Origin of the sequence: Dyadobacter linearis (assembly GCF_907165045.1) — a bacterium.
Classification (GTDB): domain Bacteria; phylum Bacteroidota; class Bacteroidia; order Cytophagales; family Spirosomataceae; genus Dyadobacter; species Dyadobacter linearis.
The window spans coordinates 1-22,864 of sequence record NZ_CAJRAU010000016.1 but is presented as its reverse complement, the minus strand read 5'-3'; the positions used below and the strand labels follow the sequence as shown (position 1 = coordinate 22,864).

The following is a 22,864-nucleotide window of genomic DNA, read 5'->3' as shown; positions in this document are numbered from 1 at the left end:
AAAATCATTAAGTTTAAATTATCACTCTCGCTCAGTGCCGTTAGCCACTTTTAGGTGGCGTAGTTTGCGCAGGAATTAACGGCGTCTTTTGCCCAGGAACACTGGAGTACTTTCACAGGAATATCTATACCAATACAACTTCATTAATTTCTGGCGAACTGGGCATGTGTACCCGAAACTTCAAATGTCTGTCGCAATTCCTGGAGTGCTTTTCGTACCCTGGATTTGACAGTTCCTAGTGGCAGTCCAAGATGCTGGGAAGCTTCCTGGTGGGTATAGCCTTCAAAGTATACCATCTGGATAAGTTGCTTTTTCTCTGGCAAGAGCCTTTCTACAATCGACTTTAAATCAACCGTAGCAGGCAAGGGGGTAAAAATTGACCCGGCGCTAAGGTCAGCTTCCTGGACCACATCCCATTTTATGGTAGTTGCATATTTATAATCTTCTCTGCGCTTATCAATCGCTGTATGACGCGCAACATTAAGTACCCAGGTGAACAGTGTACCTTTCTCAGGGTTATAGTGTGCAATGTTCTTCCAGATTTTAATGAAGGAATCCTGCATGACATCATCTGCCGTATTTTCATCTTTAACGATTTTACAAATGATCCCATACAGGGCCGGTGCGTAATGATAGTAAAGGTATTCAAACGCAACTTTGTTGTTGCTTTTAAGAAGCGCAACCAGTTCGGGTTCACAGTACCGGGTAGACTTCTTTGTCATTATGATTGTTAAAGGAAGGCTTCGTTCTCAAGATTTAAATTACCTAAAAATCATACCAGTATACGTTTAAATGCACTTTCAGTACAACCCTATTTTAATCAGGAGCGAATTCCGTAACTTGAAATATACTGACTTGCCAAAACATGTAAGCGAGAACGCTACGATAGACTTTTGGATTCTGGCAAGTTACTTAAATGTAAGGCACAGTGCTCATGTCCTGATAAACCCCGGGAACGCGCTTGCTCAGCGTGCTTCTAAGACTTTGCGGTCTGGCCATAATTCGTGCGCCTGTCCAGGTCGAGGCGATCACCATGCCTGCTGCGATCAGGATGATATCTTTGATAATGTGCTGTGCTTCGAGCGTAGGCGAATGTACCGGCCCGGGGAAGAGTTCAGCAGGATACAGCAACAGTGGCGACATTGCCCCGACCATTTGTAGCGCAAGCAGCCATACGCCTACGCGCAGGAACATGCCGGACAAGAAGCACAAGCCGATGATGCATTCGAGGGTGGCAACAAATACCATCGCCCCATGCCCTTGAAATACGCCCAAGGTAAGCGCATTGGTCGTTCTTGTTGCCAGTGATTGGATCGGGCTGATGTTATTGAAAAATTTCAATACACCAAAACCAACGAAGACCAGCCCCATTGAAAACCTTAAAATATTGATGCTGTTTGCAACCAGCCATTTGTTAATGTTCGAGTCAAGTTTCTCAAAACGATCAAACAGATTAGGTGTGTGTCCCATGGTCCAGAAATGTAGTTTGGTTTTAGGTTTGTTTTAATGTACGCCTGCCAGGTTGCAAAAAGATTCGTTTAGTGCTTATTTAATCTACTTTTTAAAGATCCCCAATCGACGTACAGATATAACCGTTCAGTAATATCCAAATGTATAACTGCCCCAATAGCTCTGCCAGTCGGCATGTCTTGTATTGCTATTTGTGACCATATGTACCGCGCTGATCATCCATTTGCCGGTTGGATTGATCGGGAAAGTTACTTCACCATTTTTATCACTTCTGACTGTCGTATGCGAGGTTTTCCCTTCCACCATGTGCCAGGCCAGTACCAGTGCATCTTTCAAAGGCTTATTGTCAAACAGGATTTTGAATGAAATCGGCTTTGTTGATTTTTGGGCATACGGATTTTTGTCAGGAATAATTTCCAGTCGCATGCCCGTATTGATGGCATATGAGTTGTCTTTTTCGTCATCAACCTGGATCAATGTTTTCACGCAGCGTTGGTATAATTCCCTGCCAGCTTTTAAAGTGTCGTTGCCCTGAATTCTCAGCTTTACTACATTGTCCAGACCTTCCGTACGCAGGTATTCATTAAACCTTGAAGCTTCGAGTTCAATAAATTTGCTGGTATTGCTGAAAGCAATCAGGTGATTGCCGCCGGTTGCAAAGGAAATATCAATGCGGCTGAGACTATCACCATATACCTTGCTGCGAATGTCCTGTTTCTGGTTATTTCCATAGTGGTCAAGCTTTAATATCTTGTATTTAGTACCGTTTGAATACTCGCCCCGATAGTCTTCACCGACCATCAGGTCGATGCGCACTTTTTCATTTTTTCTAAGCCAGAATTTTAACGGTTCCAGCCAGAATTCATGGGCAAAGGCGATGGTACCGAGCAGTAATAAGCCTGTTAGCAAGAGTAACTTGTTGATTTTCATAAAAGTGATTTGAAATTCCAAACTTATTTTTTCTGCATTGAATTGTCCGTCAATCAAAAAATGGTGTAGGAAATCCCGAACCTGAAATTGATCGGATTTCCAAGAGAGGCCACTGTATTCCTGGACAAGCCGCCATTAAAATACCTGGCATTGGTGAAATTATATACGTTCAGCTGAAAATTGAACCTACGCATTTCGTAGTTAGCCAAAGCATCCAATACTTTCGACGACGGAACAACAAAAGTTTGTCTTGCCAAATTTCCAACCTGATCACTGGTATACCTGCCGCCCAGCCCAACTCCAAGACCGTTTAGAGTAGTACCCCTAAAATTGTATTTAAGCAAAACATTGGCAATATGGTGGGGCGCATTCACATACCGGTCGCCATCCTTTCCGATCGTGCTGGTGGACGTAAGCTGGTGATCGTTGTAAGCATAACCGGTCAGAATGCTCAAACCCTTTATGTTGCCCTGCAAAGTGACTTCCAGGCCCTTGCTCCGTGTTCCAGGCACAACTGTTTGCCGGTTTGGATTGTCGGTGGAAGGATCTGCTGCGAGGATATTATTATAATTGATATTGTAAACGGCAACCATTGTTGAAAGCTGGTTTTTAAAGAAATCACCTTTATAGCCGATCTCAAACTGCTCCGCCTTTCTGGGCGGGAAGGGGCCTCCCGCGCCACCGCTGTTTGATAATTGGGGAGCGAACGACTTGGTATAACTTCCGTAAAGCGAGATATTGGGTAATGGAAGGTAAACCAGGCCAAACCTTGGCAACCAGGCATTCGCCTCCGAGGCGTCCCCTTGAAGATCATCTCTTGCAGAAAGCGGCGTCTGTACCAGGCTGTAATCGTCGTGTCGAACAGAAAGCAGCGCCTTAAACCTGGTGCCAAAACTGATCTGGTCCTGCACATAACCCCCGATCAGGTTGGTCGCTTGCTTGTTATCGTCATAGTAATCCACGGCCGGGTTCACAGCGGGTACATCATTGGTATAATCAGGGTTCAGGATTGAAATCCGGGTTGTAGGAGAGCTGCGGTAATCATTTTTCGACCAGCCGAAACGGTTGTAATCCACACCGACCAGAATGCTGTGCTTAATCCAGCCAGTACCAAATTTATAATTTGCATATACCGACGTTTGTGCATTAAACTGGTCGTAATCCCACAAAGAATAACTCCGGCTGATTGAATCGTTGCGGATGGCGCCGCTTACAAAATGATCTGCAAAATTGAACCTGCTTCGGACATAGCGCTGAACAACTGCCAATGACAAATTCTGATCGAAACGGTGATCAAAAGTCAGGGTAGCCGATGTATTGTTGGTTTTGCCAAAATCAGAGGGGCTTTGAACGGTGAGATTTTTAGGATAATAATCAAAATCGTAAGTCCCGTTCCCATTGTCTTTGACATAAACACCGCGATCATATTGCTGGACACTTTTTTCATGCGCATAATTTATTTCCAGGTTCAAATTCGTTTTAGACGAAAACTGGTATGTAAGTGAAGGCGCGACGAATATGTTTTCAACTTTCTGGTAATCGCGAAAGCTGTTGGTACGGTCGTAACCGACAATGGCTCGGTAAAGCAACTTTCCATTTTTGGATAATGGACCAGTCGCGTCTGCAGAGATGCGTGCGGCATTCCAGCTGCCATAAGCCGCTGTAAATTCAAAACGTTTTTCGGTCTGCGGTTTTTTGGTGATAAAATTGATGACCCCACCCGGCATACCTTCACTAAACAAAACCGATGCGGGTCCGCGCAATACTTCAACAGCCTCAATGTTGTAAAGCAGCGGCTGCTGGCTCCAAAGGTAAAGCGTTCCCCGGATACCATTAAACGTTGTAAAGCTCGCGTCGTTGGGATTGTAACCGGTAAAGCCACGCAAACTAAATCCACCCATCGCATTGTTGGCCTTTACGCCCGTCATCAGTGGTGCAATGTCGTTGAGCGTAAATGCCTGACGGTCTTTGATCACCTGGCGGGAAATGACCTGAACAGATTGGGGCGTTTCAAGCAAAGGGATATCTGTACGGGTAGCGATCGACGAAGTATTTGTTTTGTACTGGTTACCGATTCCTATAATCACCACCTCCTGTAATTCATTATGGTTTTCGGACAATTGGAGGTCCAGTATTGCTGGCTTTTGCGGCTCGATGAGCACATTTTGTTTCAATGCAGAATAGCCCATGGTCGAAGCAGCCAATGTGTAGATGCCTGGAGGCACCTGTCGGATCATGAAATATCCTTTTTCATTGGTTAAGGCACTTAAAGAAGTGTTTTGAAGACTGACGGATACATCTTTCAAAGGCTGCTTTTCAAAAGAAAGAATATATCCCGACAGACTGCTATTTTGAGCAAAGCCTATTTGAGCCAACGACGTAATAATGAGTAGGAGAATAATAGATTTAAGGTTCATTTGGCGGCTATTAAAATTTTGGAGCTGTAAAATGGCCGTGGAAAGAATTTATACACCCTTTCCTGAATCACAGAAAAGGGGTACGCAATACCTTACCACATGCAAAAATTTGGGCCTGTCTAAAAGAGAGGCAATATCTTATGAAGGATAAGCGGGCAATGATCTAAAAGGAATGCTGGTCTGGAGTTTCAGACGAATGAAATGATATCAGGCGGAGAATAGATTACCAGGGCGACATCTTTTACCGACTTGGCCCGGTAAAGCTGATAAGTCCCGCTTTTTTCCTGATAGGTATGGGCAGTAACTTGAATTTGCAAATAGACCGGCATAAAATGGGCGTCGATTCCATTGATCACAGAAAGAGGAAGATGTTCGTGCGTGTCGGGGGAGTCTTTGTAACGTGTGGCCAATGCTTCTGCCATGAATTCTTCCAGGCCACCCATCCGCTGATGACTTACCTCTTGAAAATTCTGGCTTTGATTTAAATTCGCCTTGATCAGCCTGATGTAAGAATCGTCCTCAGGCGTACTGATGCATCCCATCCCTGCTAAAAGCAGATAATTGGCTAGAAAAAGCAGCGTGATGAAGGACTTAATTGTCATGGTCGAACAATAGGGATGAAGGTAATCTGATTTTTCAAAAGCCAACCTTCGGTTGATGTACGTTGTAACTTATAATTTCGATCGCACTGACTATGGTTTTAATGACGTGGTTCCATTTTGGTTTACACTTTTGCTGGTTAGTAAATATTTAAAACTTCAATTCTCATCCCGTTTGCCTGTAATATTCGGCCTGGAAAGCTGCTGGATTTAAATAGTTCAAAGAAGAATGTAGTCATCTTGTATTGTAATATTCATCAATGTATTCAAATAAACACACTTCAATTTCTCGATACTTTCATAACCTCCTTTTGGCATATCTAATTCGGCTTTCATCCTGCGCAAAACGATTCAGCCCAGGCGTTGTTGTATGGATCATCAGCGCGGGACATGCTCTGTCTCAACTTGAAAGCTTTTATTGCGCGGCGACCGTCACTTTCTTCATTTTTCGTGACAAATATTGTCTGCCACGATCCGACCGGGTCGCCGGGCGATGCAGATCGTTACCCATGTCTTCGCCCGGCGAAGCTGCGCTCTGGAAAGTCCGTTTATATACAGGTGTAAGCGCAGCATTTCAAATGGTTATTCCTTTACCAGGTTTCTCATGTCGCGGATCAGCTGGGCAGTGCTCAGCTCGGAAGTGCCATCATACATGCCCCGGACATGCTTGTCTTTATTGACCAGGATAAAAGCCCCGCTATGAATAAAGCCGCCTGGCTGATCCGGGTCCACGCCCGCACTTACCATGTAATGCTTTTGTCCGATCTCGTAAATTTTTTCGCGCTCACCAGTCACAAATTGCCAATTATCTGTCTTTACACCAAGGTCTTTCGCATACTGACCGAGCACTTCGGGCGTGTCGTGACCGGGATCAATGGTATGTGAAAGGATGCGCACATCAGGGCTGTCCTTAAAGCGTTCATAGACTTTGAGCATGTTGGATTTCTTGATTGGGCAGATCGTCGGGCACGTGGTAAAGAAGAAGTCGGCCACATAGATTTCGCCGTCCATGTCCTTATGGGTAACCTTTTGATTTTTATGGTTAACAAACGAGAAAGCCGGGACTTTGGGGTACTGAGCCACCTGGGTCCGCTTGCCGTCCACCATTTTTAACACTGTTGTAGGCTCGCCCGGGATCGGCCGCTCCGGGGTACAGCCAAATGCGGCCCATGCCAGTATAATGAATCTAGCTCTTTTCATTATTTTTGACCGTTTAAAAACTTTTTGGTTTCCGCAATTGCGTCTGCGACCTGGGACTTTATTACTTCCATTCTTGATGTTTGGTCAGCAACGTATGCATCCTGCTCACTTTCGGAAAGCTTTTCGAGCGTGTCAGCCTTGAACTGGTGTATCCAGCCCATCATGGCTTCATCCGCCTGGTCAAGCTGACTGATTGATTCCAGTGCCTGTGACTTTTGCTTTTTGAGTGCTGCACTGGATTTGATTTTGTCAAGGCTGTCCAAAGCATTTGCCTTTCCGGTGAGCTGCGTTTTGAGGCGCATGATTTCATCCATTTTAAGCATGATGTTGTCGTGGGTTGCCATCAATGCGGCAGTCTTAGGATTGCCATGAGCTGCGTGCGATGCATCGGAATGCGCTCCGTGCTCGTGCTGAGCCTGATCGTCTTGGTTTTTTGTGCTGCACGCTGTAAATGCGATACCGGCAAAAAGGATTAACAAGTATCTTTTCATACATATTTTAATTAGCAGATTTTCAGCAGCATGCCCAGAAGACAACTGGTTATCACTGCATGAAAACCAATAAAGGCCAAGGCAGTTACATTTGGCTTACTGCGCCTGGGCGCAAGTCCGACCCCGTTGCCTTGCAAGAGGTGCTGCAATTCATCTTTTGACAATAATCTGTCCATGTTTAAAAATTTTGAGGTTTATGATGATCCGGGTTTTGGGTAAAGCCAAGGTCCGTGAGCGTATGCAGAAATAAAATAATCTGCTTCTTTTCCTGCGCTGACAGGTTTAGCCCGCTTGCCGGCAGCCGGGCATCAAGTGTAGCCGACGGTTTTACTGCTGCCGAGTAATGGTCCAGGACATCTTCCAGGCTGGTAAACCGGCCATCATGCATGTATGGCGCAGTCAGGGCCACATTTCTCAACGAGGGTGTTTTGAATTTACCCAGGTCTGCCAGATCATAACTGATCCGGTAGCGGCCCGTATAAAGTCCTTCATGCTCCGTATTTGAAAAATCAGCATCAATACCATTGTTATGATAGCCCTGATCGGTGAAAAGCTCCCCGGTATGGCAGCCCTGGCATTTCTGCCTGACAAGCATCAGCCCGGCCAGTTCATCGCTGGTAAGCGCCCCACCCGTTTGATTCAAGCGGTAGCGGTCATACTTCGAACCTGCCGAGACCAGCGAACGCTGGAACTGGGCAAGTGCCTTGGCCACATTCTGAGAGCTGACCGGCTCCTGAAAGGCATTCTGGAATGCTGAAACAAATGCCGGAACCGCATTTAATTCGTCAACCAGCTCATACAGGTTTTGGGCCATTTCATCATGCGCTGTCAAAGGACCGAACACCTGCGATTCCAGATTGGTTGACCCACCGTCCCAGAAAAGCCCGTTGTTGACCCATGCCAGGTTGAAAATAGCAGGTGCGTGCCGGAGCAATGCCGTGCCGGAAACACCTGCCTTGCTCAGCTGCATGCCGTCGGTAAATGCCAGCTGGGGCTGGTGACAGCTCGCGCAGGATACTTTGTTGTTTGCCGAAAGCCTGACATCATAAAATAGCTTCCTGCCCAGCTCGATCCCCTGATGGCTCATCGGGTTGTGAGTATCAAAGACGGGCTGCGGGAAGTTTGCCGGAACCTGGAAGCTATAAACTTCCGGTTCCGACTCAACCTGCTGCTGGCTGCATGAAGAAAAGAGCAATGCCGCTGCCCAAAAAGCTATCGTTCTGATGCTTGCCATCGTCATTACTTGGCTTCTGATCCGAAAATAATTGCCTTTGTGGCGTAGTTGGTTGATACAGTCGACATCAATGGTGCAGTCATGGCATTAATAGCTGGATTGGCCATCACGTCAATACCGTCAAAAACTTTGATAACATCCAAATTAAGCACAAAGCCTTTTGAAGTTGAAGAATTTACCGGCGTTGGAAGGTCTATGCTGACCGTTTTGTAGTTGGCATTTAGCCCTGTTTCAGCAGTAAATGCCTTGGAATCAGCGCCCTTTTTCACTGTCCCACCCACTGATGTGAACAAATAGCTCGAATGCCACATCCAGGCAATGTTGCTCATCCCGTTTGCGATCGTTAGCTCACCTGTGCGAAGGCTCAGGTTGTCATTGTATTTGGAGTCTACGCCAATTCCAAATTTGATTGTTTTGTACTCTCCGGCCGGGATATTTTTCAAGGTGATTGTTTCTCGCTTGTTGGCTGGATAAGTCATTTTGTCGTTGATTGTCCCCGAAAGGTCCAGATCACTCACTTCTTCCATCAAAAAGTAGGAATCAGGCACTTTATATTCAGCTCCCTTTGTGTCGACAAGGACCACGTTGCTGACCCAGTAACGAAGCTTATTGAAATTCAGGGTCTGACCTGCTACGGCAAAATCTTTGTTAAGGGCAAAGTCTTCATTTCCGATGCGGGCATCCAGGGTCAGCGACATTTCACCAGGTGTTACCGGTGTTACGATTTGGTTGTCATCATCATCTGAGCACGATGAAAATAAAGCTGCTGCAAGTGCGAATGTTAGAAAGCGTTTCATTGTTTTTACTGTCTTTGTTAAAGGATTATATATAAAATAGAAATGTTCGATGACAGGCGCGGCCAAGCAAAGCTTGCGGCTATGGCATTCTTGATGGAAAGCGTTTTAGGGCTTTACTAAAAAAATAGAATGGAGATTATCCCCGGCACGGGCGGCCCTGCTGGGGCGGATTCAGAAGGGAACCCGTTGGAGATGTGTAAACAGGCAGCCGGTAAAAGAAAGAACGCTGCGGTACTGGATCGATCACATTGTCAAGAAAAGCAAATGCGACAGCTTGCATACAGAACAGCTGCGCGATTGGCAAATTTTCAACCCGCTGGGCAGTTTCTTTGTCTTTTTTGCCCTGTTGTTGTTTTAATTTTTTGGCCAGATAGCATTTGCCGTTGCAGTTCAGTTTTGGCCTGTCGCGGTTTTCACAAAGGACTTTGGCTATATAGCTCCTGTTTAACTGGAAATAGGCGATCGTTCCCCACGGGCTGAGCGTGGGTAGCATGATTGCAAAAAGCAAAACGTATGCTATAAATGATCGCATGAACAAAAGGTCAGTACAAGTTAAATCAGAATAAAAATCCAAGCTGGACCAAAACACGTTCTTTGGCAATCACGTGCCCGGAGGCGCTTTTCTGTGCGACAGGTTTCTGCGCGTTGATGCCCAGGGTCCATTTGTTGGTGAAAAATGTTACGCCGGCAGTCGCGTTGAGCATCCTGCCGCCAGTAATATCAAGCACCTGGCCATGCTGCTTTCCATGGTCGGCATGTTCACCATAAACACCCAGGCTAGGCGTGAGGGAAACGGTGCCGATATTGAAAGAGCGGTAAAGCTCGATGGTGCCAAAAACCTGGTCACCAAAACGGTAACCCTGCGAGTTCACCGTATTGAACTTACGGGAAATGTTGGTGGACAAACCCCACTGGTCTTTATTTATGGTATAAAAGGCATTGACAATAAAGTCCGTGCTTCCTGTGCCCAACTGGAAATTTGCATTGGCCACTTCCAGGGTATTGTTTTCATCAAACTTAAAATTGCCGGTAGGCAGCTTAACACCGCCACCAACCATGAGCGTGTGATTGAATTTGCTGGAAGCTTCCTTGTCCATGAACGTGTTCAGGATATTGTAATTGGCCAAAACGGTGATATCGCCCAAGCCATTCTGTTTCTTGACATCAGCAGAAGTAACCTGCTTGTCAATCCGGTAGGGGACAAATGTCATCACCTGCACGCGCTTGATCGGAAACAATCGGGCGTAGACTTCACCTACATTAAAATGCTCCTCGGTCCTTAGAACCTTACTGTCGGGGTGGGTCACAAAATGCAGCCGCTGGTAGCGCAGTCCTACCACCGATTTGTGTGATTGGGGCATCAACCCAAAGTAGGAGCCACTGTTGGCACAGCCACAGATATCACAGGCCATTGTAATGTGGGCTGAAAGAAACGTAGCGATTAAGAATTTGTATTTGAGCTTCATAAAAAGATCGTTTAAAATGCAGTCCCGATCCCCGGGTCTGAGAGTTTAGCATCACGAATAAACTGTTCGTCTGAAAGTGTGCGCAGAAAGGCTATCAAGGCTTGTTTATCTGTTGACGATAAAAAAATCCCTGTTTTACCGTTTGCCTGAACGAGCAATGGGTCCAGTGTGGATAGTTTTTGAACACTGTCACTGTAATGGTCAAGCACTTCTTCCAAAGTATGGTAACGGCCATCATGCATGTAAGGCGCTGTAAGTCCCACATTGCGAAGGCTTGGCACTTTAAATTTGTGCTCGTCGGCCGCATTGCCTGTTATAGCGCCACGTCCCAAATCATTGTTGCGCATTGGCATAAGTCCATTGTTGCGGAAACTGTGATCGGTGAACAGGACACCTTCGTGGCACGAGCTGCAATTTTTCTGGAACAGCACAAGCCCTTCTTTTTCCTGGGCATTGAGCGCGCCCGCGTCACCTGACCGGTAATAGTCGTATTTGGAAGTGGCCGAAACCATGGTCATCATAAACTGCGAGATGGCCTTCATCATGCGCTCCGAATTGATCTCATCCGTGCCGAAAGCATCTTTAAACATTTTCGGGTAATCCACGGGGATCTTGGAGGCAGGATTGGGGGTATTCCGTAATTTTTCGATCACCGTAGTGACTTTCTGGTCCATTTCAACCGGGTTTTCAATCGGGTTGAATGGTACCAGGTCCATATCATGGACGCCGCCATCCCAAAAGAAGGAATCGTTCCATGCCATGTTCTGAATGGCGGGTGAATTTCGAACGCCCAGACGGTCATCCACACCGTGGCTCAGCTCATGGCCATGGTGTGTAAAGGCCGCTGCCTGCTGGTGGCAGGTACCGCACCCGATCAAATTTGTCCGCGATAGAATGCCATCATAGAATAGGAACCTTCCCAGCTGCACGCCTTCCTGGGTCAGCGGGTTGCGCGAGAGGTCATAGACCGGGTCGGGAAAACCCGCTGGCTTGGTCCAGGAAAGCGGCGTGGGCCCGGTTTTAACCGGCTCAGGCTCCTTCTCGGCAGGCTTTTCACAGGCCAGTGATGCAGTCAGTATAAGAAGAAACAGGACTGTTTTATTCACTTGTATCTAAGGATCAGGATCAATGAATGTGGTCCAGTGTGAACATATTGACGTAGTTATTGGCAATCTGGTGCGATTTTTCCGGTTGCCCGCCCATGATGCTGTTGTATTGGGCTATGCTGATGTTGGTAGCCGGCCCGTCGAAAACTTTCAAGACATCGACCAGAAAATGGACTTCCGGGGTTGGCCGAACACGAACGAAACATTATCCGAGAGCGGACAAAGGCTGGTCTGGAGTCAGCCCGTGCACGTGGTAGATCCGGTGGAAGGCCAGAAGGATTAAGTGAGCGTTATAGAAAAATCGCTCCGGAAGTCAAGGAGATTTATGAAAAGAATAGCCGGAGTACGGATGAAATCCGTGAGATGTTCAAAATAAAGAGTCAACCTACTCTATATAAAATACTAAAATATAGTGGTGTTGATGTTAAAGGTTTCTTAAAGAAGAGACGATAGTACAATAACAATTCGTGAGGCGGCCGCTGCCGTACAATCTTTTAATCTAACCTATGATCTTGAAACCGTGTCTGGTTCGGTCGTCGCGCGCTGGCTGCTAGGCAAGACCACCGTCTCACTCGAGGTGACGCGCTGACCACAACCATCACCATCCGGGAACCGCAATTTGGTGTGACTGTTGAAGAACAGGTCACGGTCATCACGGTAACAGATGCGCCCGAGATGACCGTGGTCAAATCGAAATATCGCATAAAGTTGATTTTGTATGTTATGTAACCAGGCCGCTAATTTAGTACGGTTTGCTATTGATGATGCAGGTAAAATTGTACTATCCAACTTGGCAGGTCTTGCAGCTCCCAAGCATCGTTAAGGAGAGCGTAGTACCCACTTATTTGTATGTTGTTAAGGCAATAATGTCTTGCAGCCAAAGAAACGATAACATTTACTCAGATCGTAACGAACGCACCGGATTGAGCAGCGCGGCTCTTATGCCCTGGGACGAAACCGTTATCAGCGCGACTAAAATTGCCAGTAAACCAGGCAGTATCAGGAGCATTGGAGCAATGGGGATACGGTATGCAAAACCTTCCAGCCAGTGGTTAGCGAGGTAGTATCCTGCCGGACAGGCAATAAGAATGGCGAGAAAAATCAGTTTGATAAAATCTTTTGAAAACAGCACCGCGATATGAAATACCGTGGCCCCCAACACGACGCGGATACCGGTTTCACGCATTCGTTGTGCGGTTGCCAGGTGCGCCAGGCCAAATAATCCCATGCAGCAGATCAAGACTGAAAGTGCGGTAGCATAACTGATTATTTTTTGCCACCGCAGCTCCTGCTCGTACTCCTTTGCATTGTAATCGTCGAGGAACTCATAGGTGAACGCAGCGTCGGGGAGGATCTTTTTGAATGTTCTTTCAAGAACGGTTAATGCCTCTTTTTGATTTTTTGGATTGATTTTAGCCCAGATTTCACTTCCTCCGTGTTGCTCACTCATGACCATGATCATCGGTCTGATCCGTTCCTTTAATGAGCTGTAATGAAAATCTTTCATAACGCCGACAATGGTGAATTTATGCTCGCCAAAATAGGATTCAGGTGTCAATTGCTTGCCAATCGGCTCGGACATATTGGCTGCCCTGACGAACGCTTCGTTGACTAGTACTGAATATGTTTTATCGGATGGATACTTGTGTGAAAAATTCCGGCCTTCTTTTAAGCCTATTTCAAGCATGGAAAGATAATGCTGATCCACACTCCGATAGTTGCTCAGGATGTTGAGATGATTAACCTTCGTTTCACGAAAACCGAATTCGCCGATGTGTGAGATTTGATTGATCAGAGAATGATTACCTAATTCACTCCGGAATTGTGCATTGATCTGATGCGTGTTCCGCACACCCGAAATGTTCATTTTGACGATCAGCTCGGGGTTATATCCCAAATTTCTGGACTGGATGAAATGCATTTGTTTGTAAAAAACCAAGGTAGCAATGCCTAAAAGAATAGCGATCACAAACTGAAATACCACCAGCCCGCGACCAAACAAATTTTGACCCGAAAGCTTTGCCTTTTGATACAAAACCTGCACTGGACTCAAACCTGAGAGAAGGTATGCCGGATAAAGTCCGGAAGCTACTGTGTTGAAAATCAATATGCCGATAATCCACATTAATAGTCGCGGATGGACCAGCTGCTGCCAGGTGATCTGCTTTCCGGCCAGTTGGTTAAATATTGGTAATAATGTGAATGTCAGTAGTGTTGCCAGTATCAATGTGAAAAAGCAGAGAATGGCCGATTCGCCCAGAAATTGAAAAAGGATCTGAATCTGGCTGCTGCCGGTCGATTTTCGGATGCCTACCTCTTTTGCTCTTTTCAATGAACCCGCAATGTTAATATTGATAAAATTGACGCTAGCCATTAACAGAATGAAAATTGCGATACCCAGAAAAACATAGGAATAAACCGGCTTACTTCCATTGATCACGCCCGATTCACGGTTTTGATTAGAGATTTCCTGCGGATTAAGATGAATATCAGTGATCTTTTGCAGACCGTAGGAAACTTTCCGCTCGGCACCTGTGGCTTTTTTATGATCGGCTAGCTGGTCTTTTGCATTGATCTGATGAATCTGATTGAATTTTCTAATAACCGACTGCGGATCAGCTTGCGGGTTCAATACCACAAATGTGCCCAGGTAGGCATTGAGCCAGTTGGTATCGTCAAATGACAACTGCATGAAGCTAAAAGGGAATAGCACATCAAACTGAATGGATGAATTGGCTGGCGGATCCGCGACCACCGCACTAATCACCAACGGCTTACCAAGTCGCATTGCAGAGGGATCAGCGTCCATCTGTAAAACCTTACCCACGACATCCGTACGCTTGAAGAATTTGAGGGCTGTCTTCTCCGTCACTACTACGGAGTTGTCGTTTTTCAGAGTTGAATGCTTATCACCGGTTTGTATTTTGAAACTGAAAACATCGAAAAACGAATCGTCGACAAATAGCAATCTAAGTTTAAATGCTTTGTTGCCGGCCCGCACATCGCCATGGATGTCGCCCCCCATAATGCGGGTATAGTTAATTATTTCAGGTATTTGCGCCTGAAAAGCAGGCCCTTGCACCTGTCCGGTACCACCAGCAGTAACGACTTTGCCCTCGTGCAGAAATGTAGTTGTAATGCGGTAAAGGTTGGGATTATTGTAGTGAAAATTATCAAATCCTTGCTCGTCGGAAATGAACAGCGCGGCCAGCAGCACGCTGATTGTGCCCAAGGCGAGACCGATGATATTGATAAACGCATATAGCCTGGTTTGCCAGAGATGGCGACCAGCAATTTTCAGAAAAGTTTTGAACATAGGATCAGATATCCTGTATTTTAAGTGATTCCTGCAAAAGGCCGGGCAGTTTTGCACAGCACTTAGAAAGGTTGAATTTCTAAACACCTTATGAGGATTACCTTTCCCCAAAGAATTACCCTTCCGTTAATGAAAGAAAGCCGCGCAAGTTCATCAGCCGTTCCATTCACGAGAATGGTATTACAATCGCAGTTTTAGTAACCTCCGGGTGCAATGCCACAAAAGCCGACCAAAAAAGACCCAGGGCAAGCACAGAGAAATTTTCTGCTAAGTTTGGTTTGTATCATAACCTTGATTTTTGGATTATTTAGAAACTCTTTCAAATTTACGAATACAACAAAACGCGCCGATACATGGATGGTAAAACATTGTAAACGAAATGTAAAAAGATTGATTTTGATTCGTTTACAGTGTTCAGATAATATTACAGCAACAATATTCTTCCGAGGGAAGTGAATATGTCGGGGCTGAGATTTGAATACAGCTGATCTACATCCCACCAACTTTGCTACGCGAAACCCGCGGTACTTTTGGTTCTAACTTTTAATTTAACCCAAATAGATGCTAAACCTAATAAAAAAGTTGTATCCGAAACTTATCTACTTTATGAATGTACCGTATATTGCATTTCGATCAGTAACAGATACAAAACAGCACAAAAATAATGCGGGTAGGATATGCACGGGTCAGCACCCAGGAACAAACCTTAGATTCTCAAACGGATGCATTACGCCAGGCAGGTTGTGAGCGGATCTATGAAGATAAAATATCAGGTGTGAAAGCCAATAAACCCGAGTTTGAATTGATGATGGGATTCTTGCGTAAAGGAGATACCATCGTAATCTGGAAACTGGACCGGCTCGGGCGCTCGACGCGTGGACTGATAGAGCTGGTCGAAGACTTGGGCAACAAGGGCATTCACCTGGTATCGCTTAATGATCCTATTGATACTACTTCACCGGGCGGTCTTCTGGTGTTTCAGATATTTTGCGCGCTTGCTGAACACGAACGCAATGTTATTGTGCAACGGACAAGAGCCGGGCTGGAGTCTGCAAGGGCACGGGGACGAAAAGGAGGCCGCCCCAAAGGATTAGCTGTAAAATACCAGAAGATGGCACCTTCGGTGAAAAATCTATATGAATTAGGCCAGCAGTCAACGACTGAGATTATGAACTCGTTTCAGATCGGAAGCCGAAGGACATTTTATAAGGTACTGCGCCATGCAGGGGTAATCATCAAACCGATTGATCGCTCAGGGCGTAAGAATAATGAAAATTCCTTAGCGTAATTCTTTGTCCATATACTAAAAGAACCCCTAATGGAGATGTTTTCGGTCCTGCACTTAATGCTGCGATCCCTATCAATAACCCAGTCTTGAACCAAGGCTATCTCACCCATAATGATCAGAATTACCGTGCAACCATGGAAAACGTTCATGGCATCTATGTGCAGGATTTTATTCGTTTTTCAGATAAACTAAAAGGACTTGCAGGACTTCGCTATGATATTTTCAGCGGTACATACTACACTGATAAAGTAGATGACAAGCGCAATATCACTGGGCACGGTGCCGAATCGACTATCTCCAAATCCGCATTGACCTACAGGTTAGGCTTGGTTTACCAACCCATTGTGCCAATGTCAATTTATGGTTCGTTTTCGACTTATTTCAAACCCTCACGCAGAGTGGCCCCAAATGGTGAAACATTTGATCCTGAAACCGGTTATCAGGGAGAAGTAGGCAGCAGGTTAGAACTTTCTAAGAAATGGGCGGCAAACCTTGCATTCTATTATATGCGAAAGAATAACCAGCTTGAAGCACTTGCCGGCGGTATTTATAAGCGGATCGGATCGGCAGAATCCAAAGGCTTTGAGCTTGAAGTAAACGGAACCCTGATGCCAGGCTTGGAACTTAACGCAGGATATACTTTCTCGAACGCAAAAATTCTTCCTTTTTCGTCGGGCGAAACCAATGCAGCAGCAGGTAAAACGGTCGCATTCGCTCCTAAAAACCTCTTTAATGCCTGGATTAACTATGAAGTACAGAACGGTGCCATGAAGGGACTAAGCCTGAGCGCTGGTGCGAATTACATGGATGAAACTTTTACCAACAGTTCCAATAGTTACGTGCTGCCAGCCTATACAGTTTTCGATGCGGCGCTGGGTTACCGCGTAGGACGTATTGGCATGCGGCTAAATGTCAACAACCTGCTTAACGAACGGTATTTTGCCAACGCGATTTTCGCCAACCAGGTCTCGCCAGGCGCAACGAGGAGCTTTCTGGTTACGGTACGGTATAGCATTTAATGCATGAAAGCTACTGCAAAACTGTTTTTGGTGGTCCACCGTTACCTGGGTTTTGCCCTGAGCCTGCTTTTTGTAATCTGGTTTATTTCTGGTTTTGCGATGATGTATGTGCGCTATCCGACCATGCGCCAGCACGAGAAATTGCAGAACCTTTCACCGCTGGATCTGAGCAGCTGTTAACTGAATCTAAATAAGGCATTGGCAACAGCTGGTATAACAGATACAATGCGGTCAGTCCGGCTGGGTATGATGCTCAGCCGGCCGGTTTACCGGCTCACTACTACCTAGGGCGAGTATAAGGCCGTATTTGCCGATAATGGGGAGCTCTTTTCGGAAACTGATTCTGTGCTGGCTGTTGAGCTCGCCAGCAGCTTTGTCGCCCAGGGTAAGGTAGTTGAAACAGACGTACTTACCGAAATAGACCAGTGGATGGCGGCTGCGCGTTCGTAGGGTTACACAACGCCCGTGTACCGGATGCAGATGGATGATGGCCATGGAACATACATTTATGTTTCAAAACATATCGGAGAAGTCGTCCAGCGCGTGAACGCGTGACAGCGCTTTTTAGCCTGGCTCGGGCCCATACCGCATTGGATCTACCCGACTGTCCTACTTAGAAACCGGCCACTTTGGAACGATATAATCGTCTGGACTTCATCACTGGGCACAATCATGTGCATTGCAGGTATGGTCATGGGATTCGTCCGCTATAAGCGCAAGAATCAATCTTTGATTGAATTCAGCCCCTACAAAAAGCGCTGGTTTCGCTGGCATCATTATACAGGCTTTATCTTTGGCATTTTTGCTTTTACCTGGGTATTCAGTGGACTACTTTCAATGACCCCTTGGGATTGGGCTCCGTTTACACGTCTGGATATGGAAGAAACAGATAAGTGGACAGGTGGCATCATGAAGCCAGACCTATTTAGCTTATCGCCTGACGATGCAGTTAAGTGCCTAAATGGTGAGATCGCTGTTAAGGAAATCCATTTCATACAGCTAAATGGCAAACCCTACTTTCTTGCCTACCAGGATGAAGAGCAAACAAGAGTGATACCCGCGGGTTTAGATCCTGCGACGGCGTTTGAAAAATTTAGCTCTCGTCAATTTGAGGATATGGTACAAAACCTAAATCCTGGTGTAAATGTCGCAGAGAGCGTCATTTTGAATGTATATGATGATTACTATTACTCAAAACACCATGAAAAGCACCTGCCGGTATTGCGTATGAAAATGTCCACGCCGCAACAAACGTGGTACTACGTCGATTTGAAGACAGGCCAGGTGGTACTAAAGCATGAAAAACTTAGCCGGCTTGAACGCTGGTTGTATCATGGACTGCATAGTCTGGATTTCAAGTGGCTTGTTTACAAGCGTCCAATGTGGGACCTGATTGTCGGGCTACTGATGATTGGCGGAATGAGCGTGAGCTGTACTGGGTTAGTACTAACCTGGAAGTGGGTAACGCGAAAATCTAAGAAGAAAATAGAAAAACAGTTTAAAGGTGCGTGAGAAATTATAAGTGTTCGCTTTCGTTGGTTCGCGCATTCTAACGGCAATCTATCAGATAGATCCTTTTTAAGGCCTGTCATCCAATCCTATATTTTTTTGAGTTCCAAAATTGCCTTATAGATTTTGTCTATTGAGAATCTGCATCAATTATAACCGTGGTTAAAATGAACTGTTTACTCGATCCAAGTCTTCATAGTGGTTAGTTGGGTACGAGTTAGCGGTGTATGATGAAGTGCCGAAAAAGAACTTCACCGGCAGGCCCAGTTACAGAAACCAAAAGGGGCAGCACAGAAACTGCTGTTTGTAAAATTTGGTAGCTTCCTAGTTCAACCTAATTCTTCTTTATATATGTAATCTGAATTGGGCCTCCCGGAGCCTGAAGCCTTAACTCAGGATTTGGGCCTAGACATGTGTTTTTAATATTGCCCGAGATAGTATAATTCCAATTATTTTCATCCTTACTTATTTCCCAAGCAGTATCAACATCACAAGCACGTACGCTTATCAAACTTAATATTGAATCTGGAACAACAAAAGTACCGTCGCCAATGTATCTGGCTTCTCGGTTATCTAGAATATGGCTCGTTGAGCCGTCACAACCACAGTCCTCACTATTTCTTGAACATGCGAACGCAAAAATGGACAGCATAACGAAGTAGAATGGAATCTTTTGGATGAAACGCATATCGTTTATGGTTTAATACTCACAAGCGTGATCCAGAAAGTATGAAAATAGTTGGAAAGCATAGAACAAAAAACCTGGCATTTCCTGAATGACTCGTCGACATTTTAAAATGTGGTTATCCGAGTTCACCTTCTTGAATCAAGCACATCTTCCGGTTCGTCGATCCACTTTGATACCAAAACAGCGGGTGGTTACCTTCAATTATACGATCTTAACCTGCCAAATTATTCGGTGGTATAATCGTACTCTAACACCCTTCATTTTTTCTTCCCTTTTAGTTCTGAAAATGCCCGATTTTACCACTTTAAAATTACAGAATAGTGGTACACCAAACAAATTACTGTATGTTGCTGAGTGATACGTTAAACTGTACTATTTGGAATATGACCTGTCCTGAAATAAGTTGAACACAAGCAATTTATAGATAAATGTTTGTCTGATTTGGCGAGTGTATTCGTACTTTTGGGGAAGGGGAGCCTTTTATATGGAATTGTTTATACAACTTATCATACCAAACCCGGATGCTACAACAGTTCCGACTGTCAAGCCTGCCTTCCAGCAATCCTGGCCAACTAAGCCGCTGCTTAACAATATAAACGATCTTTGTACTTACAGATGACATCTAACAGCAATTGAAATGTTCGGGCGTGAAGCCCTGGTCGCCATCTTGCCTAAACGGACATACTTTCTCTGGCCTCATGGCTGAAAAACAACCATCTGGCCAGCAGATGGATAAGGCGTGCCAGGCGTGTGGCAAGCCCTGATCAGCCTGGGGATTTGTCCTTAAAAGTTAGAAGATTAAGTGGTACTGCTTGGAACCCAGAGAAGTTGAAAGGCAGATCTTTCAGCATCAGCTGATTAGATTTCGAACATTTACAGTAGATCCATAAAATCTTATATATAAGATCTATAGTATTATTCCTAATACATAAGATCTTCTACGATGAATTTGTTACATAATATTTATGTTATATTAGCAGTTGTAACACAGGCATATCGTTTGGCAACAGGTGTAGAATTAAAAGAAATGGCTCAACATAGGCTCGAAGAGTCTGAGTTGTTATACAACAATGGGTATCACGCGGGTTCATATTATATGGCTGGATACGCCATTGAATTCGGTCTGAAATCAATCATATGCAAGAAATTAGGGGTTGATATTTTCGAGAACGGTCGCGTTTCAGGAAGTATGATTAAGTCATTCCAGGTTCACGACATTAATGCTTTGATCTTATTATCTGGTTTACAACCAGAACTTGAAGCAAAAAAGGCTGGTGATCTGAATTTTTCCAAAGCTTGGAACGGAGTCTCCGCTTGGACTGAACAAAGGCGATATGATTATGGGTGTAACCCTGAGACTGCCGCCAAATTTTTAAAAAGAGTAAATGAATTTATGCAATGGATAGAAACACATTGGTAAGGACGTTAGCCGAACTTTTCGTCGATGATGAAAAAGTGAACGGCTTAGTTGTGGATGCCATTGGTCTTGCACCTGCATATAATGGTATGGTCAAAGATTCCTATGTTTTGGGCGTGAGCGCTCCAGGAATGGAAGGTAGAGATTGCTTTGAAAAAGCAGACACTATCATAGATCTACTTTTTGCCCATCTATCAGAAGATGTTCGCAGAATGATAGACAGAGTGCGTGTTTACGAAAGCGCGGACGAACTGAAAAGCTATGCGGATAATGACTTCAATAGCGATTATTGCGATGTCTGTGAACGTCCAGTAAACCTAAATGCTCAGGTATACGAAGTAACTGCTTAGAAATAACAATCAATGTTCCTATATAAGTGACCCTCGGAGGAAGGTCACTTTTTTTTGCCCTTACAATAGTCCAGATATGTTCAGAGTCTTTCCGACGTTCGGTGATGCATAGATGTTTTGCAGCTCAGGTAGGAAGGTGAGTGATGGCATTACCATACGAACGAACAAGTTCCGGGCAGACTGTATTACAGCACATGGAGACTGGAAAACTTCTCCCTGCACGGAAGGTTGATATGTGATCATTCATAAGCAAAGCTGTAATTATTACCGTCCTCAGTTTTGTTTTTCACACCTAAGATCTCCTGGAATTTGTCTTGGTGGTCATCGTTTTTCATAGTCAGCAGAGAGCATAGTGAATGCTTTATCATGTGCGTTGCCAATAAGACCAGTTCGAGCTTTTCGACAGATGATTTGGGCGCTATATTTGGAATCAGGCTGAAATGGTCATATTTGGAATAAATGCTATACAGGTTTTCGTACCACTGTATATTGGGCTTGCCTTCGAGTATCTTAAGGATGTTACTGATTTTCATTGCCTTAATAGCGTCCAGATCATCTGTGTTAAAGAAATCAGCTATATTCTTAAAATGACTTTTTACTTGATCCGGAACATCCTTTCCTAATGGGCGAATAAAGGATTCAGATGCTATCGCACTGATTAATGTCTGATCATTGCACCATGCCATGATGTAAAGACAATCCAGGACACAGCTTCGTAATAATACGCCGATTGACAGTTCCATATTAATAAATGGGTTTATGCCCATATCAGTTATAGACTTGATTGTAACGCAGTGACCTCCCAGGCGATAAACGAATGTCTGCACACCAATTTTATCAAGGATATCTGGGTCAATTTTGCTGTTTTTGTAGCTCGTCGGCGTCCGGAAGTTTTTACGGCAATTCAGCTCATAGAATTCAACTGTACCGGTAATCTTAATAAAATCCTCCCGTATCAGTTCGAATGACCTATTCAGGATAATCATATGTAGCTCTGAGAGCACAGTATTCCATTTCTCATTATCCGATACCGCTTCCCGGACTTTCGAAAAATCATAATCCTTAATGATGCAGATATAAGGTGGTGCATCAATCTTGAAAACAATCACATCTTGGTTCCCGAAGGAAAATACCTTACCGCCAACTTTTATTCTGGTTATCTGGCCCAGGTCTTGCTCAAGGCGATCAACAATAGCATCATCATTCATCATAAATATAGGAAAGCTTACAGCTCAAAATTAACAAATCCCGTCGAATGTAAATGACTTGAAACCTCGAAGGACTCTGGCCACAATAAGACAGCTACTAGAGGTTTTCGTTACAAATGGGCGAAAACATACGTTAGGTAACTAATTACTTAGTTTTGGCTTTCTCAATGGCCGTAGTCCGTTGTCCCCGAGCTCTGGGTTTGCGTTAAAGTTGTATTTGCCCAGTCGGTTAATATGCTCAAAAGGTGCAGGAGAGATAAACTCAAAGTCATTTTCGTCAATTACATATCCTTCCTGGTGTAATTGTTTGATAATTTCCTGCTGATACACTGTGTTCCAGACCAGGATAATATTGGTAA

The 22,864-nt window shown here is 44.8% G+C and carries 22 protein-coding genes; 6 read left to right on the top strand and 16 right to left on the bottom strand.

From position 1 onward, the window contains the following. Nucleotides 1–143: 143 nt before the first annotated feature. The 14 genes from KOD92_RS27215 to KOD92_RS27150 form a co-directional block, all read right to left on the bottom strand. Nucleotides 144–722 carry an RNA polymerase sigma factor gene (locus KOD92_RS27215; RefSeq protein ID WP_215236767.1) on the bottom strand — a complete coding sequence of 193 codons (579 nt, stop codon included), beginning with the start codon at nucleotides 720–722 and terminating at the stop codon, nucleotides 144–146. A 190-nt stretch (nucleotides 723–912) separates the two neighbouring features. Further along, a complete protein-coding gene (locus KOD92_RS27210; protein ID WP_215236766.1) occupies nucleotides 913–1,470 on the bottom strand; it encodes a DoxX family protein in 558 nt (185 codons plus the stop codon). Nucleotides 1,471–1,596: 126 nt separating this feature from the next. Continuing rightward, nucleotides 1,597–2,400, bottom strand: a complete 804-nt coding sequence (locus KOD92_RS27205) for a DUF4198 domain-containing protein (protein ID WP_215236765.1) — start codon at nucleotides 2,398–2,400, stop codon at nucleotides 1,597–1,599. Nucleotides 2,401–2,453: 53 nt separating this feature from the next. Next, complete coding sequence (locus tag KOD92_RS27200) at nucleotides 2,454–4,817, bottom strand: TonB-dependent receptor (RefSeq protein WP_215236764.1); 2,364 nt, start codon at nucleotides 4,815–4,817, stop codon at nucleotides 2,454–2,456. Nucleotides 4,818–5,005: 188 nt separating this feature from the next. Continuing rightward, on the bottom strand, nucleotides 5,006–5,419 hold the full coding sequence (locus tag KOD92_RS27195) for a hypothetical protein (RefSeq protein WP_215236763.1): 414 nt from the start codon (nucleotides 5,417–5,419) through the stop codon (nucleotides 5,006–5,008). A gap of 579 nt (nucleotides 5,420–5,998) precedes the next feature. Continuing rightward, a complete protein-coding gene (locus KOD92_RS27190) occupies nucleotides 5,999–6,616 on the bottom strand; it encodes an SCO family protein (protein WP_215236762.1) in 618 nt (205 codons plus the stop codon). Then, entirely contained in the window at nucleotides 6,616–7,107 is a 492-nt protein-coding gene (locus tag KOD92_RS27185; protein ID WP_215236761.1) for a hypothetical protein, read from the bottom strand. Before KOD92_RS27185 ends, KOD92_RS27190 begins: the two co-directional genes overlap by 1 nt. A 178-nt stretch (nucleotides 7,108–7,285) precedes the next feature. Next, nucleotides 7,286–8,341, bottom strand: a complete 1,056-nt coding sequence (locus tag KOD92_RS27180; protein WP_215236760.1) for a cytochrome-c peroxidase — start codon at nucleotides 8,339–8,341, stop codon at nucleotides 7,286–7,288. 5 nt (nucleotides 8,342–8,346) lie between these two features. Beyond that, on the bottom strand, nucleotides 8,347–9,204 hold the full coding sequence (locus KOD92_RS27175; protein WP_229254920.1) for an MbnP family protein: 858 nt from the start codon (nucleotides 9,202–9,204) through the stop codon (nucleotides 8,347–8,349). 70 nt (nucleotides 9,205–9,274) lie between these two features. Further along, nucleotides 9,275–9,670 (bottom strand): hypothetical protein, encoded by a 396-nt coding sequence (locus tag KOD92_RS27170; protein WP_215236759.1) that lies wholly within the window; start codon nucleotides 9,668–9,670, stop codon nucleotides 9,275–9,277. A gap of 25 nt (nucleotides 9,671–9,695) precedes the next feature. After that, nucleotides 9,696–10,604, bottom strand: a complete 909-nt coding sequence (locus KOD92_RS27165; RefSeq protein ID WP_215236758.1) for a transporter family protein — start codon at nucleotides 10,602–10,604, stop codon at nucleotides 9,696–9,698. A gap of 11 nt (nucleotides 10,605–10,615) precedes the next feature. Then, nucleotides 10,616–11,710 carry a cytochrome-c peroxidase gene (locus KOD92_RS27160; protein ID WP_215236757.1) on the bottom strand — a complete coding sequence of 365 codons (1,095 nt, stop codon included), beginning with the start codon at nucleotides 11,708–11,710 and terminating at the stop codon, nucleotides 10,616–10,618. A 19-nt stretch (nucleotides 11,711–11,729) separates the two neighbouring features. After that, nucleotides 11,730–11,864: a hypothetical protein gene (locus KOD92_RS27585; protein ID WP_255567405.1), complete on the bottom strand. Its 135-nt coding sequence runs from the start codon at nucleotides 11,862–11,864 to the stop codon at nucleotides 11,730–11,732. Between the two features lie 741 nt (nucleotides 11,865–12,605). Beyond that, nucleotides 12,606–15,026: an ABC transporter permease gene (locus tag KOD92_RS27150; RefSeq protein ID WP_215236756.1), complete on the bottom strand. Its 2,421-nt coding sequence runs from the start codon at nucleotides 15,024–15,026 to the stop codon at nucleotides 12,606–12,608. A 664-nt stretch (nucleotides 15,027–15,690) separates the two neighbouring features. Here KOD92_RS27150 and KOD92_RS27145 point away from each other — a divergent pair. The 6 genes from KOD92_RS27145 to KOD92_RS27120 all read left to right on the top strand — a co-directional run bounded on the left by KOD92_RS27145 (nucleotide 15,691) and on the right by KOD92_RS27120 (nucleotide 21,297). Further along, nucleotides 15,691–16,314, top strand: coding sequence for a recombinase family protein (locus KOD92_RS27145; protein ID WP_215236755.1), 624 nt, complete (start codon nucleotides 15,691–15,693; stop codon nucleotides 16,312–16,314). 86 nt (nucleotides 16,315–16,400) lie between these two features. Further along, complete coding sequence (locus tag KOD92_RS27140) at nucleotides 16,401–17,333, top strand: TonB-dependent siderophore receptor (protein WP_406566183.1); 933 nt, start codon at nucleotides 16,401–16,403, stop codon at nucleotides 17,331–17,333. A 3-nt stretch (nucleotides 17,334–17,336) separates the two neighbouring features. Beyond that, entirely contained in the window at nucleotides 17,337–17,513 is a 177-nt protein-coding gene (locus tag KOD92_RS27135) for a hypothetical protein (RefSeq protein WP_215236754.1), read from the top strand. A 492-nt stretch (nucleotides 17,514–18,005) separates the two neighbouring features. Continuing rightward, on the top strand, nucleotides 18,006–18,845 hold the full coding sequence (locus KOD92_RS27130; protein ID WP_215236753.1) for a hypothetical protein: 840 nt from the start codon (nucleotides 18,006–18,008) through the stop codon (nucleotides 18,843–18,845). Between the two features lie 1,628 nt (nucleotides 18,846–20,473). Then, nucleotides 20,474–20,950 (top strand): HEPN domain-containing protein, encoded by a 477-nt coding sequence (locus KOD92_RS27125; protein WP_215236752.1) that lies wholly within the window; start codon nucleotides 20,474–20,476, stop codon nucleotides 20,948–20,950. Then, nucleotides 20,929–21,297: a hypothetical protein gene (locus KOD92_RS27120; protein WP_215236751.1), complete on the top strand. Its 369-nt coding sequence runs from the start codon at nucleotides 20,929–20,931 to the stop codon at nucleotides 21,295–21,297. Before KOD92_RS27125 ends, KOD92_RS27120 begins: the two co-directional genes overlap by 22 nt. Before the next feature lie 239 nt (nucleotides 21,298–21,536). On the opposite strand, the gene KOD92_RS27115 is transcribed toward KOD92_RS27120, so the two are convergent. Together KOD92_RS27115 and KOD92_RS27110 are read right to left on the bottom strand one after the other, a co-directional pair. Further along, a complete protein-coding gene (locus KOD92_RS27115; RefSeq protein ID WP_215236750.1) occupies nucleotides 21,537–22,508 on the bottom strand; it encodes a hypothetical protein in 972 nt (323 codons plus the stop codon). 138 nt (nucleotides 22,509–22,646) lie between these two features. Continuing rightward, nucleotides 22,647–22,864: Tn3 family transposase (locus KOD92_RS27110; protein ID WP_215236749.1), on the bottom strand; the 218-nt coding region annotated here is incomplete at its 5' end.